The organism is Mangrovimonas sp. YM274 (assembly GCF_030908385.1).
Lineage (GTDB): Bacteria > Bacteroidota > Bacteroidia > Flavobacteriales > Flavobacteriaceae > Mangrovimonas_A.
Window position 1 is genome coordinate 805,968 of sequence record NZ_CP133091.1, and the last position, 13,668, is coordinate 819,635.

Consider the following 13,668-nt stretch of genomic DNA (forward strand, 5'->3'; position numbering starts at 1 on the left):
CCTGAGGTAGCCTTTTTCATGTATATTAAATATCTTCTTGGTCTCTTAAGTTTTGGATATAAGAAGCTTTTTGAATTTCACGTCGTCTTCTTACGGACGGTTTCGTGAAAAATTGCCCCTCTCTTAAGTTTTGCATCACCTTGACATTTCTGTGCTTACGCTTGTATCGCTTCAATGCACGCTCAATACTTTCGCCTTCTTTAATTACAATTTTTATCATAGATATTTAAATTTATTAACCCACAATGTAATTTTTTAATTGAACTATGCAAATAAAACTGTGAAACTTTATTCAATTTATATTGAGAATAAGTTACATCATTAAATTAAGCAGAATAACTTAGTTATTGTCCTTCTCTTTTTTCTTCCCAAATAAGCCTCCCAAAACGTCCTTAACTCCTTCAGTAACGGCATCTTCTGTTTTGCTGCTATCACCTGTAGCATTGCTGGAACTATCAGGAGTTTCTTCTTTGGAATTGCCTCCCATCAAACCGCCTAATAGGTCTTTTACTTGATCAGACCCTGAATTGAGGAGTTTGTTCTTTTGCATTTCCACCAATTGTTTTGTCAAATTGGAAGCGGCGCTTGTTAGGTCTGTGGAAATTTTAGGATTGGCATATGTTCCTCCAATATTGGCCGAAACAGGAACGGTCATGTTTTTAACATCCCTGTCGTCCATTTTGGCAAGTAGTTTATTGACATCACTTCCCAAATATTTCGCAGGAACATTAAACACCGTATTGTAGGCTAAAGACATGTCAAATCCATGCGATCCGGAAACCTCAATGTCAATGTCTTCATATTTAATATGGAAAGGTTTTACGTTTACTTTTCCATCGGCAAACTTCAATTTGGTTTTAAGATCCTTTAAATCCAGTTTGTCAAAATCTATAAAGGACATTTCGTCTTTCAACTTGTTCAGTACAGGGCCTTCTTTTGGTTCTATTTTAGAGGTCAAAAGTTCCATGGCGGCATTTCCCGTTACGGAATTCAAGTCAGGAGCCAAGTCACTGTTAAGCGCTCCAGAAAGATTGATGCTAGAATTCATCTGGCCTTGTAATGCTTTTGCAATTGGAGCCAATGCTTGAAACAATTGCAGATCATTAAACGATTGTGCAATGTCAAAATTGGAAGCCCCCAATTTGAAATCGAAGGTTGGGGTCTCCGTTTTGGTAGAAACCGTTCCGTCAATTGCCAACTTGCCTTGGAAAATATCACTGCTCATATCAGACAGGATGGCCTGTTGGTCTTTAATCGTCAAGGTTCCTTTAACATTTTTAAGGTTTAGGTTGTCATACACAACGGTATTGGCTTGGGCTGAAATTTTGCAATCCAAAAAGTCTGGAATTTTTAAAGTTTCAGTGGTTTGTGGTTCTGTTTGGGTTTCCGTTTCAACAGAGGTGTCTTCTGTCATAAAATCGTTCACCACAAATTTGTTGGAGCTCAAGTTGAAATTCCCTTGAAGTGTCTTGTCACTAAATACAAAGCCCATAAAATTATTAAGAGTTCCAGAGGCCTTGAAGTCAGAATTACCCGTTTTGGCATCAAAGGTATTTAGGGAAACACTTTGAGGAGAAAATGACAGGTCGGCCTTTGCAATTTCTATAGGGTTCAGCATGCTTTCCGAAGTAAATACAACGTCCGTTATGTTTAAATTTCCATTGGCCTTAATGCGTTCGTAGGCATTTGTTTCCAAGGCATTCATATCGAAAGCCGTTTGTATGTTGGCTTTTAGGATACCGCTCAGTTCTTCTTCCAATTGCAGCGGGTAAGCCTGGGAGAGGTTTCCTAAATTAAGGGTGCCGTCCACTTTTGCGTTTACGGCCATGTTTTTGGTTAGGTTTTTAATGGTTGCGGACGATTTGAAGATGTCTTGGTCTATTTTAAAATTCAGAGCATCGATAGCAACAAAAGTGTCGTCCGGATTTCCAGTGCTGTTTTTAACAGAAGTGTTTATTTGAATGTTCTCTACCCTTTTTGGTAAGTCAGGATATTTAAAGGACGCATTGTTGGAAATCATAGTAATGTCCAAAGTTGGAATCGTGGTTTCGGAAAGCTGACCTTTTACAATTCCTGATAATTTGAAATCTCCATTGGTTTCTACGCCATTTAAGTCTTTAGCATAGGCTTCTGGAACCAAGGCTAACAAATCCTTGAATGAAGATCCAGGGTTTTCAAAGGTAATATCCAATTCCTGTGCATTTTCCAATAGTTTTACATAGCCGTCAAAATGCAATGGCAGGGCGTTGATGTAGCCTTTGTTGTCCTTAAAGGTGTACATGTTCTGTTCTAAATCCAATCCAATAACTGCATCAAGTTTCAAATGCATGTTAGAGAGGTATTGTGTGCTATCCATAGCCAAGTTGATGAATAGGTCTGTATTGGTGTCCAATTGTGAGCGTTCCGCGGAGAACTGTCCTTTTCCTGAGTGGTTAAGGTTGGCAACACGTACTTCCATGTTTGAGGCGGCATCCACATAAATCAAGTTGGTATTGCTGATACTGTAATCTTGAATGTCGATAGTGAAATTCCCGCTGCTTTCTGAAGGAGCGTCTTCGGTTGAAGGTGTGTCGCTTGCTTTAGCGATATCGTAATTGCTGTTCCCTTCTTTATCGGTTAGAATATTCACCAAAGCCTCATCAATACTAAAACTGCTAATGGCAAGTGGCTCGGTTTCGAAATCCTTAAAAAGTTCCATGATGGACATGTTCAAGGCAATAGATTTTACCGAAGCTAAGGTTTCGCCTTCAAACGGTGCCAAATTGGTAATGGATAAATTGTCAATGGTGACATGAGCCTTCGGAAAGTTGCTAATAAGACTTAAGTTAACATCTTCAAATTCAACCTTGGCATTTAGATTGTCATTCAAAGTGGTCTTGATCATGTCCTTGATTTGGGACTGAAACAAAAGTGGAATGGCAACTAGTAAGGCTATAATTATTACAATGGTTATTCCAATAATTTTAAATACTTTTTTCATAGGTGTTGAGTAGGTTTGTGTAAATATATACGTATAAGGTCATAGATTTGTTGAGGACCATGAATGTTTAGTAAAACTTTAGGAAATTAGATGAGCTGTAGCTCGTCGTTTAAGTCAAGCTGAAAGCGTTTTTTAATTATGTAAACACCCAGATACAATAAGGGCGTATCCAATAGTGCTACGATAACTTTAAATAATACCCCTGATATCAATAGGCCTGTAAAATTGCTCCATTCAATAATATGAAAGGAACACAATAGGAATACAATGGTAAACGTATCTATGAACTGCGAGAACCAAGTTGAAAAATTGTTGCGCAGCCAAAGATACTTGCCTTTGGTGAGTCGTTTCCAAAAATGGTATACTTGAATGTCAATAAATTGGGCAAATAAATAGGCGAGCATACTGGCGCAAACGGCGATGGCCGAATTCCCAAACACATGGGCAAACGTGTCATCTTTTACATGCGACCAAGACGTGGCGGGCACGGCATTGGCTACTAAAATGATCAGTAACGAAAATACGGAGGCAAAAATCCCGGTTAGCACCACTTGGTTCGCTCTTTTTTTTCCGTAAATCTCGCTGATCAAGTCGGTAATCAAAAAAGTGATTGGGTAGGGAAGAATGCCAACTGATATTTCAAAAAGTTTAGTATTGAACACCTCGATATTGAGTGGGTACCAATAAAAAAACTTTTGAAAAATGAGGTTGGAAACTACCAATGACGTGATAAATAAAGCTGCCAATATCAGATAAATGCGTTGTGCCGCGAGTTTGTCTTTTAAAGTCATATTTTATTTGTGGATAAATACGTTTTGTAAATATAAAGGATTAATATTTCTTTTAGTTACTTTGACCCTGATTATGGATAAAGCGCACACATTTTACATTGCATTGGGCAGCAATACGGGAGGCCGTTTTCAACATCTTCAAAAGGCTATTAATGTCATTTTTGAGCGTGTTGGACGGGTAGACCGCATTGCCAAAGTGTACAATACACCTGCTTTGGGATTTGAGGGAGACGATTTTTTGAATACCTGTATTTCGGTGGTGTCGAAGTTGGCTCCAGAGGAGGTCATGCAAGAATTATTAAGTATTGAAAAAGAGTTGGGGCGCACGCGTTCTGGGCAATCGGGGTATGCATCCAGGCCGATAGATTTGGATGTGATTTTAATTGATGATTTGGTGCTGGATTTGGAAAGTTTGATCATTCCACATCCGCGCATGCAGTTACGTCAATTTGTATTGCAACCCTTGAATGATATTGCTTCGGAGGTGATCCATCCAGTTTTGCAACAAAGTGTTGGAACTTTGACTCGTTTATGTAAAGATGATAGTGACGTACAGCCTATTGACGCTGTTTTGCAAAATCCGATGGAGGCTTATGGATTTTCATCTAAAAACTATATTGCTATTGAAGGAAATATAGGGGCCGGTAAAACAAGTCTGGCCACCATGATCTCTGAAGATTTTAATGCGAAGCTTATTTTGGAGCGCTTTGCCGACAATCCGTTTTTGCCGAAGTTCTATCAAGAACCGCAGCGCTATGCCTTTGCCTTGGAGATGTCGTTTTTGGCCGATCGCTATCAGCAAATCAGTGATGATTTGTCGCAGTTGGATTTGTTTAGAGATTTTATTGTGAGCGATTATGATGTATTTAAATCTTTGATATTTTCAAAAGTGACTTTGGTGGAGGATGAATTTAAACTGTACCGAAAGCTTTTTTACTTGATGTATAAGGATATTGCCAAGCCTGAACTATATGTTTATTTGTATCAAAAAATAGACAGACTTCAGCAAAATATTCGCAAACGTGGCCGTGATTACGAGCAGCAGATTGAGGATGCATACTTGGAGAAAATCAATGCGGGGTATTTGGAGTTTTTACGAAATCAAAATGAGCTTAACGTTAAGATCATTGATATCACCGATCGGGATTTTGTAGCTAATAGAGCAGATTATCTTTGGTTGTTAAAAGAAATAAACGATGGTATTTAAAATTGTACAACAAGAGGACATAAAGTTGATAGGGATGCGTGCCAAGGTGTCCTTTCAAACCATGGGGCCAGAAACCGCAAGGTTAGGCAGGGAGTTGATGCCAAGGCTAGCTGAGATTTCATCCCGAATTGGCGAGTATACTTTGTCGGTTCAGGTTTATGAGTCTTTTAATTTTGAAACCCTGACACCTCAAACCCAATTTGACAAATGGATTGGTGTTGAGGTGGAAAGTTTTGATAACATGCCAGAAGGTTTGGAATCTTTAGTAATTAAAGGCGGCAAATACTTTGTGTTCGACTACAAAGGAAGTGTAGCCAATTACCCACCCGTTTGGACATCGGTATTTGAAAAATGGCTGCCCCAATTGGGATATGCCGTGGATGACCGGCCGCATTTTGAAAAATTGCCGCCATCTTATAATCCGAGACAAGAGGTAAATGAAGAGGAAATTTGGATTCCTATTGGTTAAATGAGTTACTGTTTGGTGTCGATTACCAAATGGCTTCACCGTTTTCTCCACTCGTTGGTGGTAGCCCTTGACGACTTTTAATGTGCCAGAAGATGTATTCCTTTTTGTATTCTGAAATTCTTCCAGCTTCATATTCACCCTTAATTAGGGAGTCTATTTCTTTGAAATGTTCTTTAGGAGCATGAACAAAAATCATATATGATTTAGACTTGGGTCTATCAAGTCTTTTGTTGTTAGGGAAACCGTATTCTTTTGTTAGATTAATTAGTTTTCGGCTATTCAAGCTGTCATTTCTTTTTAGAATGGCTAAAACACTATCAATGCTTTTCGTGTAATTTTCAAATTTATCTCCTAGTGCTCCTTTACCTTCAATATGTCTTTTCACTACAAATCCATTTTCTAAACCATAGATGGAGTCGATTTTACCTAAACCATGTCTAACTCCTTGGTCTAGGTCATACATTGAGTCAATAACTCGATTAAGATAAGTTTGTTCTGTTTGCGAGAGCTCGTAAGATTTAGGGGTTTCAGAGCAAGAGGTTAAATTCAGCATGAAGAAAAGGAGAAGGCAGAGTGCTTTCAACTTACTAAACACATCCCAAACCACCACACCGCAACTCACGGAAATATTCAAGGAATGTTTGGTGCCGTATTGGGGAATTTCCAATACCATGTCGCTGGCAGAAACTACTTTTTGAGCAACCCCTTTTACTTCGTTTCCAAATACTAGGGCATATCTAGTGTTGGCTTCGGGGGTAAACTCATTCAGCATCACAGCATTTTCAGCTTGTTCAATGGAAACCACTTTCGCGTTTTCAGCTTGTAGTTTTTCCACGACTTCCATAGTGTCTTTGGCATATTCCCAAGTTACCGTATCGGTACTGCCCAAAGCTGTTTTATGAATGTCCTTATGGGGAGGTGTGGCCGTAATGCCGCAGAGGTAAATTTTTTCAACCAAAAAGGCATCGCTGGTTCTAAATACCGAACCAATATTGTTCAAACTTCTGATGTTGTCCAAGACGATGATGAGCGGTGTTTTTTCTGAGGTTTTAAATTCTTCAACACTCAGGCGGTCCAATTCGCTGTTTTTTAACTTTCGCATGTGCTTAATTTAGGGTCAAAAATCTGTAGGATAGGGCTATTTTTAGTAGGTTTCAAGCTGCTCGGCCTCATGGAAATTATCAACAGGATGTAAATAACTTCTAAGGGTTCCATTTTAAAAACCTTTTAAGAATACCTAAATTAGCAATCTTACAGATGAGGCAAAAATAATACTTATAAATCAATTTACCCTTGGCAAAAAAAGCTAAAAAAGAAACCCCGTTGATGAAGCAGTACAACAGTATCAAGGCCAAATACCCTGATGCCCTGTTGTTGTTTAGAGTTGGAGATTTTTATGAGACCTTCGGGGAAGATGCCGTAAAGGCGGCTAAAATTTTGGACATTATTTTGACCAAACGTGGAGCGGGAAGTGAAAGTGAAACGGAGCTGGCAGGATTTCCGCACCATTCCATGAATACCTATTTGCCCAAGTTGGTAAAGGCAGGGGAACGTGTGGCCATCTGCGACCAATTGGAAGATCCCAAACAAACCAAGACTATTGTAAAACGTGGCGTTACCGAACTGGTAACACCCGGAGTGGCTCTTAACGATGATATTTTGCATTCCAAAACCAATAACTTTTTGGCAGCGGTGTGTTTTGGTAGAAATGTAATGGGCGTGTCGTTTTTGGATGTGTCTACGGGAGAGTTTCTGATTTCGCAAGGAAATGCCGAGTATGTAGATAAATTGCTTCAAAATTTTAGTCCTAGTGAGGTTTTGGTGTCCAAGCCAAAACGTAACGAGTTCAAAACTGTGTTTGGAGAAGATTTCCATACGTTTTACTTGGAAGATTGGGTGTTTAAGGATGACTATGCAAATGAAACTCTGTTGAAGCATTTCAATACAAAATCCTTAAAAGGATTTGGAGTAGAAGATCTCTATGAAGGAATAGTGGCTTCTGGAGCGATTTTGCATTATTTGGGAGAAACGCAGCACCATAAATTACAGCATATCACCTCCATTCAGCGCGTGACACAAAAGGAACATGTTTGGATGGATCGATTTACCATAAAGAATCTGGAACTGTACCATTCCACGAACCAAAATGCGGTGACCTTAGTTGAGGTGATTGACAAAACCATTTCTCCCATGGGAGGGCGTTTGCTCAAACGCTGGTTGGCATTGCCGTTGGTGGATTTGGGGAAAATACAGGAACGACATGAGGTGGTGGAACACCTTAAAGACGAATCGGTGTTACAAGGGAAAGTTCAGGGGCATATCAAGCATATTGGCGATTTGGAGCGTTTGATTTCCAAAGTCGCTACGGGTAAGATCAATCCCCGTGAGGTCATTCAGCTTAAAAATGCCTTGGAAGCTATTGTGCCTATTAAAGCCATGCTTTCTGGAAGTAGTAATGCAGCGCTTGAAAAACTGGGTAATGCCTTGCAGATGTGTGAAGAGTTGCGCCAACGTATTAAAGCGACTTTAAATGAAGAAGCGCCTGTAAATATTTTGAAGGGAAATTCCATTTCCTCGGATTATTCAGCGGAATTGAAAGAGCTACGAGAGTTGTCCACTTCAGGGAAGGATTACTTGGATAACATGTTGGAGCGCGAAAGTGAACGTACCGGGATTACGTCCTTGAAAATTGCTTCCAACAATGTGTTTGGTTATTATATAGAGGTAAGAAATACGCATAAAGATAAAGTTCCTGCGGAATGGATTAGAAAGCAAACGCTGGTTAATGCCGAGCGTTATATAACTGAAGAACTCAAGGAATACGAAGCCAAAATTTTAGGCGCTGAAGAACGCATTTTGGCCATAGAGCAGCAATTGTTCGCGGAACTCGTAAGTTGGATTGGTTTGTTTATTCAGCCTGTGCAAAAGAATGCCTCGTTGATTGCCCAATTGGATTGCTTGTGCGGATTCGCCCAATTGGCCTTGGAACGCAACTATACACGTCCCGAGGTGAACGATACCCATGTTTTGGATATTAAAAATGGAAGGCACCCAGTTATTGAGCAACAGTTGCCTCACGGCGAAGCCTATATTGCCAATGATGTGTTTTTGGATAGAGACCAACAGCAAATCATCATGATTACGGGGCCTAACATGTCCGGTAAGTCGGCTATTTTAAGGCAAACGGCCCTCATCGTGCTTTTGGCGCAAATAGGAAGTTTTGTGCCGGCTGAAGCGGCCAGTATTGGACTTACAGATAAGATTTTTACGAGGGTAGGGGCTAGTGATAACATTTCTATGGGAGAATCGACCTTTATGGTTGAGATGAACGAAACCGCCTCTATTTTGAACAATGTGTCCGATCGTAGTTTGGTACTCTTGGATGAGATTGGTCGTGGAACCAGTACCTATGACGGTATTTCCATTGCTTGGGCCATCAGTGAGTATTTGCACGAACATCCAAGTCGGGCTAAAACGCTATTCGCTACCCATTACCACGAGCTGAACGAAATGGCAGAAACCTTCGAGCGCATTAAAAACTTCAACGTTTCTGTAAAGGAATTAAAGGACAATGTGCTGTTCTTGAGAAAGCTTGTAGAAGGCGGAAGTGCCCACAGTTTTGGTATCCACGTAGCCAAAATGGCGGGGATGCCTCAGCAGGTCATTCATCGAGCCAATAAAATTTTGAAACAATTGGAGAAATCGCATTCCAGTGAGGAGCTTACGGATAAGGTGAAAAACCTCAATGACGAGATGCAATTGAGCTTTTTTAATCTTGATGATCCGTTGTTGGAGCAGATCCGGGAAGAGATTGTAACTACCGATATTGATACCTTAACACCGGTGGAAGCCCTAATGAAGCTGAACGATATAAAACGTATGTTGCTGAAAAAGAAACAGGCATAAAAAAAATAAATATTTTTATTGAAAAAGGCTTTGCAATTCTAAGAATTGTTTTAAATTTGCCCTCGCAATTGAGATAGACGTTCTTTTAAATAAATTGCTTTATTGCGAAAGTAGCTCAGGGGTAGAGCATCACCTTGCCAAGGTGAGGGTCGCGGGTTCAAATCCCGTCTTTCGCTCTGAACTATTATGGTATTACGCTGAAGTGGTGGAATTGGTAGACACGTTGGACTTAAAATCCAATGAACATTAGTTCGTGCGGGTTCAAGTCCCGCCTTCAGTACTGCAAAAATCCGTAACATGCTTGTTTGTCAAGAAGTTGCGGATTTTTTGTTTTTGTATTTGTACAGTGAATATTTTGTATGTAATAAAAGTTATTCTGAAAAGGTTCAATTGATAGTTGACCTAAGGATTCAAAAGCGCTACAATTCGTAAAGGAGCGCCGCTACCGCCTTTAATTTTCATGGGGAGGGCAATGATTTCAAAGCCTTGTGCGGGGAGTAAATTCAAATTGGTGAGGTTTTCAAAAGCGGGAATGTTTTTGGAGAGCAATATGACATGGCTTTTGAAATATTGCGATTGTCCATAATCGATGCTTGGCGTGTCAATGCCAATGGCGTGAATGTTTCTGTTGGTTACCAACCATTCGGCTGCTTCAGGGGAAAGTCCAGGGAAATGAAGTTTGGCAACAGCAGCCTCGCCACGTTCTTCGGTGCCCAAATACTGCAGTTTGTTGGGTTAATATCTAGAAAATCCTGTTTGTAACAGAACAATGCTACCATCAGGGATGGTCTTCCCTTCTTTGGTTTCCCAATCAGTTAGGTCTTCAATACCGATTAGATAATCGGGATTTTCTAGTGCTTTGGAAGAAACATCAATTTTAATGGCCGGTCCTATAAGGTGTTCCAAAGGCAATTCTTCCACCGATTGTCCGTTTTCAGAGAAATGGATGGGAGCGTCAATATGGGTGCCACCGTGTTCCGCAGTGGAAATGTTAAAAGCAGAGTAAAAATACCCCCTGTCGGTAGGTCCCATAAACACCGTGTCTTTTTCAAATTCCTTGGCTGTCACCCAATACACGGTTTCCCTGGAGTAGTCGTGAGACAAATCAACGATTTTTTTGTGTAAGTAATCATTTTTGGAGGCCGTCTCCGTTGACGAAATTTCGCTTGAAGGTTGTTCTTTGCAGGTAAACAATAATAGGGAACAACAGATTGTAAAAAAGAAAGTTCTCATTTGAAATTCATTTGGATGTTCTTTTAAGTTGTGTAGGGATGGGGGTAGTCTTAAAGGTAGTGATATTTTCTGTTATTGAATTTTGAAAAGTTACCAGATTAAGATTTTGTTTTTTGTAAGAGAATCAGTTAGTTATGCGAAAATTTTTCTAAATTAGTTGTAAATCAAATTGATACACTATGAAGCCAATCAAAGCCCTTCTTATCTTCTTACTTTGTGTTCCTTTTTTAGTTTTTTCACAGCATTCCAATTCTACAACCATCGACAATGCAAAAATTAAATCCATGATTGCTGCCTATAAGGTAGATGCGCGGGGGCCATATCGTGACATTCGTTGGTTCTGCGAGGATGGAAGCATTAATATGCCAAAAGAACCTTGTGAGGGAGACGGTGTACAACATGCTAGGTACAAGGAAGAGGTTGTAGCTTTAGGGGAGCAGAACCATGTGTATTTGGGGCAGATTTTGGCGTCTACCGATGTTGATGCCTTTTGGGATAAGGCCAATTACCATTCTCGAATCAAGCAGTACATGTTGGAGAAATATCTAAAATCAGTTGATGATGGATGGATTAACCGAAAAGCGCAATTTTACAGGGGAGCCATTCAAGCAGAAGATGAAGAGGCTTGGGGAAAAGGGTTTTTTATTGAGTTGCTTGCTAATGACAGCTATATAGACAAGCATTTTTACTTCTTGCGTCAGGCGATAAAAGATTTGCCGCATGCCGGTGATGATAATGTGGCGCAACTTATGCGCAGTCAATCCAAAGCGGTTGCAGATGCCTATGAGCCATTTATGAATTTAAGAATTAAAATTCACGGCCAACCGGAAGTGTCGGACATCTCCAAAGTTGAAGAATTCAAAAAAAGTCAGGGGAGCAAGCTTACCCCGGGGCTTCAAAAGGATTTGGATGAATTGGTGAAAACTATGGAGCGCTTTTTTGAACCCGTGCAAGTGGCTTCGTTGTCAGATTATTTAAAAGATGTGACCAATAAAGATATCGCTTCATATTTCAGTGGGTTTATTGAAGGTTATACCAATGCTCCAATCACCGAAACCATTGAAGCCTCGGCGGATGCCATGTGGTACATTAGGGAGCATATGTTGGAAGAGTCCTCTCCTCAAGGGCGTTTGGCCTTATTTGATTTGTCCTTGAAATTGGAATTGTTGATCACCAAGCAAATTGCCGAATATCCTGAGGAAGATTTAAAATCCTTAACCGATAAAATTTGTTATCTCAGTATGGCCTCGGCTGCTTCGGGGTATACAGAGTTGTGGGAATGGGACCAGTTGCAAGTATCTCTTTCTGAAAAGGGGAGTAATGAAGCTGCTTTGGAAGGTTTGCAGGATCTTTTGGTAGCAGTAAGACAACAATTGGAATGGGGAACAGGAAAGAATAGTGCCGTTTTTGGGTCTGTGGTGTCTCTTTACGAAGGATTCGAACCCTTGGCTCATGGGTTTTTGGATGATAGAATTAGAGGTTCTGTGGCCTTGTATTTGGGAAATAGTATTGGGAAGTTGGGGAATTTTATAACCGAAGCTTCCTCTTTGAGCAACCACGTTTTGAACTTGAATAACCAAAGTCACATCCATGGTTTGAATCCTGGATACGCGTTTGGAGAATTGGTAGTTGTGGAAGGTTCTGCCGAAAATATGGAAGTCAATCCCAATAATATTTATGTGTTCGGAAGGCCGCCTTCCGATTTGAAACCAGTGGCTGGAATTTTAAATGTTTCCGAAGGGAATCTTGTGTCGCATGTACAATTATTGGCCAGAAATTTGGGAATCCCCAACGCAGCAGTTTCCAGTGCTAATGTGGCCTCTTTTAAAAAGCATGCCGGCGAAAAAGTATTTTATGCGGTTTCCAATTCAGGTACTGTAATTATGAAATTGGAAAGTGACATGACCGATGAAGAGCGCAAGCTGTTTAGTAAAGCAGAACAAAGTCATGAAATGATTACGGTGCCAGTGGAGAAAATCAAACTGGATCGTAATACGACGATGAGCCTAAGTGAGGTCAATGCCGCTTCATCAGGTATTTATTGTGGACCGAAAGCTGCCAATTTGGGTGAGTTGAAACAAAATTTTCCAGACCATGTAGTTAATGGCTTTGTGATTCCTTTTGGGGTGTTTTTGGAACATATGAAACAAACCATTCCTGGAAAGGAGCAGACTTACTGGGAATATTTGAATAGCATTTTTGCCAATGCACGACAAATGAGCGAGCAAGGGAAATCAGCTAAAACGGTCGAAGCATATCAGCTAAAGGAATTAGCTCAATTGCGAAATTTGATTATTGAAATGCCTTTAACCGATGCTTTTGTGGGCAATTTGGAGACTTCATTTACCTCCATTTTAGGAGGTGATTTGGGCAGTGTGCCCGTGTTTTTGAGAAGTGATACCAATATGGAAGATCTTAAAAGTTTTACAGGGGCGGGCTTGAATTTGACCTTGTTCAACGTTCTTGAAAAAGAAAAAATCATTCAAGGAATCAAGACCGTTTGGGCGTCGCCTTATACAGAACGCAGCTTTAAATGGCGCCAAAAATATTTGACCAATCCAGAAAATGTATATCCTTCTATCGTAGTGATTCCTGGGGTGGACAATGATTTTTCGGGGGTGATGATTACCAAAGGTGTCACTTCTGGAAAAACCGATGAGATTACCGTGGCTTTTAGTAGAGGCGTTGGTGGTGCTGTAGATGGGCAGGTCGCCGAAACTTGGGCCATTGCTTCCAATGGCAGTAATCGTTTAATTGCGCCTTCCCGTGAACCATTTTATAATTCCTTGCCGCAAACCGGTGGCACAGAGAAACATGTTGCCACTTTTGAGGAGCCTATTTTAAGTCCTGATACCCGAAGGCAAATAAATCTATTTAGTAAAACACTTGTGGATAAAATGGAAGCACAAGGAATTCAAGGGCCTTATGATGTGGAATTGGGCTTTAAAGATGGGAAACTGTGGTTGTTTCAGGTAAGGCCTTTTGTGGAAAATAAACGAGCCAAAAGCTCCACCTATTTGGAGTCTATTTCGCCTATAGTAGATATGCAAAAAACACTTTCACTCAATACAAAACTATAAAT

7 protein-coding genes, 2 tRNA genes and 2 pseudogenes are annotated in these 13,668 nt (G+C 40.3%); 6 read left to right on the forward strand and 5 right to left on the reverse strand.

What is annotated here, in order from left to right:
- Positions 1 to 25: 25 nt before the first annotated feature.
- The 3 genes from rpsU to RBH95_RS03540 all read right to left on the reverse strand — a co-directional run bounded on the left by rpsU (position 26) and on the right by RBH95_RS03540 (position 3,771).
- Positions 26 to 220, reverse strand: coding sequence for a 30S ribosomal protein S21 (gene rpsU / locus RBH95_RS03530; protein ID WP_053978163.1), 195 nt, complete (start codon positions 218 to 220; stop codon positions 26 to 28).
- Positions 221 to 340: 120 nt separating this feature from the next.
- Positions 341 to 2,980: an AsmA family protein gene (locus RBH95_RS03535; protein ID WP_307901347.1), complete on the reverse strand. Its 2,640-nt coding sequence runs from the start codon at positions 2,978 to 2,980 to the stop codon at positions 341 to 343.
- Positions 2,981 to 3,066: 86 nt separating this feature from the next.
- Positions 3,067 to 3,771, reverse strand: a complete 705-nt coding sequence (locus RBH95_RS03540; protein WP_307901348.1) for a queuosine precursor transporter — start codon at positions 3,769 to 3,771, stop codon at positions 3,067 to 3,069.
- A 73-nt stretch (positions 3,772 to 3,844) separates the two neighbouring features.
- Between RBH95_RS03540 and folK the strand changes: the two genes are divergently transcribed.
- Both folK and RBH95_RS03550 read left to right on the forward strand, forming a co-directional pair.
- Complete coding sequence (gene folK / locus RBH95_RS03545; protein WP_307901349.1) at positions 3,845 to 4,978, forward strand: 2-amino-4-hydroxy-6-hydroxymethyldihydropteridine diphosphokinase; 1,134 nt, start codon at positions 3,845 to 3,847, stop codon at positions 4,976 to 4,978.
- Positions 4,968 to 5,447 (forward strand): GyrI-like domain-containing protein, encoded by a 480-nt coding sequence (locus tag RBH95_RS03550; protein WP_307901350.1) that lies wholly within the window; start codon positions 4,968 to 4,970, stop codon positions 5,445 to 5,447. Before folK ends, RBH95_RS03550 begins: the two co-directional genes overlap by 11 nt.
- A 577-nt stretch (positions 5,448 to 6,024) precedes the next feature.
- On the opposite strand, the pseudogene RBH95_RS03555 reads toward RBH95_RS03550, so the two are convergent.
- Positions 6,025 to 6,549: pseudogene (locus RBH95_RS03555) on the reverse strand (RNA methyltransferase); the annotation flags it as partial.
- Positions 6,550 to 6,740: 191 nt separating this feature from the next.
- On the opposite strand from RBH95_RS03555, the gene mutS reads away from it, so the two are divergent.
- From mutS to RBH95_RS03570, 3 genes are all read left to right on the forward strand, one after another.
- Positions 6,741 to 9,353: a DNA mismatch repair protein MutS gene (gene mutS, locus RBH95_RS03560; RefSeq protein WP_307901351.1), complete on the forward strand. Its 2,613-nt coding sequence runs from the start codon at positions 6,741 to 6,743 to the stop codon at positions 9,351 to 9,353.
- Between the two features lie 104 nt (positions 9,354 to 9,457).
- Positions 9,458 to 9,529 (forward strand) — tRNA-Gly (locus RBH95_RS03565).
- A gap of 20 nt (positions 9,530 to 9,549) precedes the next feature.
- Positions 9,550 to 9,633: transfer RNA gene (locus RBH95_RS03570), tRNA-Leu, on the forward strand.
- A 122-nt stretch (positions 9,634 to 9,755) separates the two neighbouring features.
- Here RBH95_RS03570 and RBH95_RS03575 read toward each other — a convergent pair.
- Positions 9,756 to 10,586 (reverse strand): annotated as a pseudogene (locus RBH95_RS03575) (cyclase family protein).
- A 179-nt stretch (positions 10,587 to 10,765) separates the two neighbouring features.
- Between RBH95_RS03575 and RBH95_RS03580 the strand changes: the two are divergent.
- Complete coding sequence (locus RBH95_RS03580; protein ID WP_307901352.1) at positions 10,766 to 13,666, forward strand: PEP/pyruvate-binding domain-containing protein; 2,901 nt, start codon at positions 10,766 to 10,768, stop codon at positions 13,664 to 13,666.
- Positions 13,667 to 13,668 lie beyond the last annotated feature (2 nt).

What these genes read in the sequence shown, in the direction of transcription:
- rpsU (WP_053978163.1), bottom strand. Translation starts at nt 220, where the DNA reads ATGATAAAAATTGTAATTAAAGAAGGCGAAAGTATTGAGCGTGCATTG.
- folK (WP_307901349.1), top strand. Translation starts at nt 3,845, where the DNA reads ATGGATAAAGCGCACACATTTTACATTGCATTGGGCAGCAATACGGGA.
- RBH95_RS03550 (WP_307901350.1), top strand. Translation starts at nt 4,968, where the DNA reads ATGGTATTTAAAATTGTACAACAAGAGGACATAAAGTTGATAGGGATG.
- RBH95_RS03535 (WP_307901347.1), bottom strand. Translation starts at nt 2,980, where the DNA reads ATGAAAAAAGTATTTAAAATTATTGGAATAACCATTGTAATAATTATA.
- RBH95_RS03540 (WP_307901348.1), bottom strand. Translation starts at nt 3,771, where the DNA reads ATGACTTTAAAAGACAAACTCGCGGCACAACGCATTTATCTGATATTG.
- RBH95_RS03580 (WP_307901352.1), top strand. Translation starts at nt 10,766, where the DNA reads ATGAAGCCAATCAAAGCCCTTCTTATCTTCTTACTTTGTGTTCCTTTT.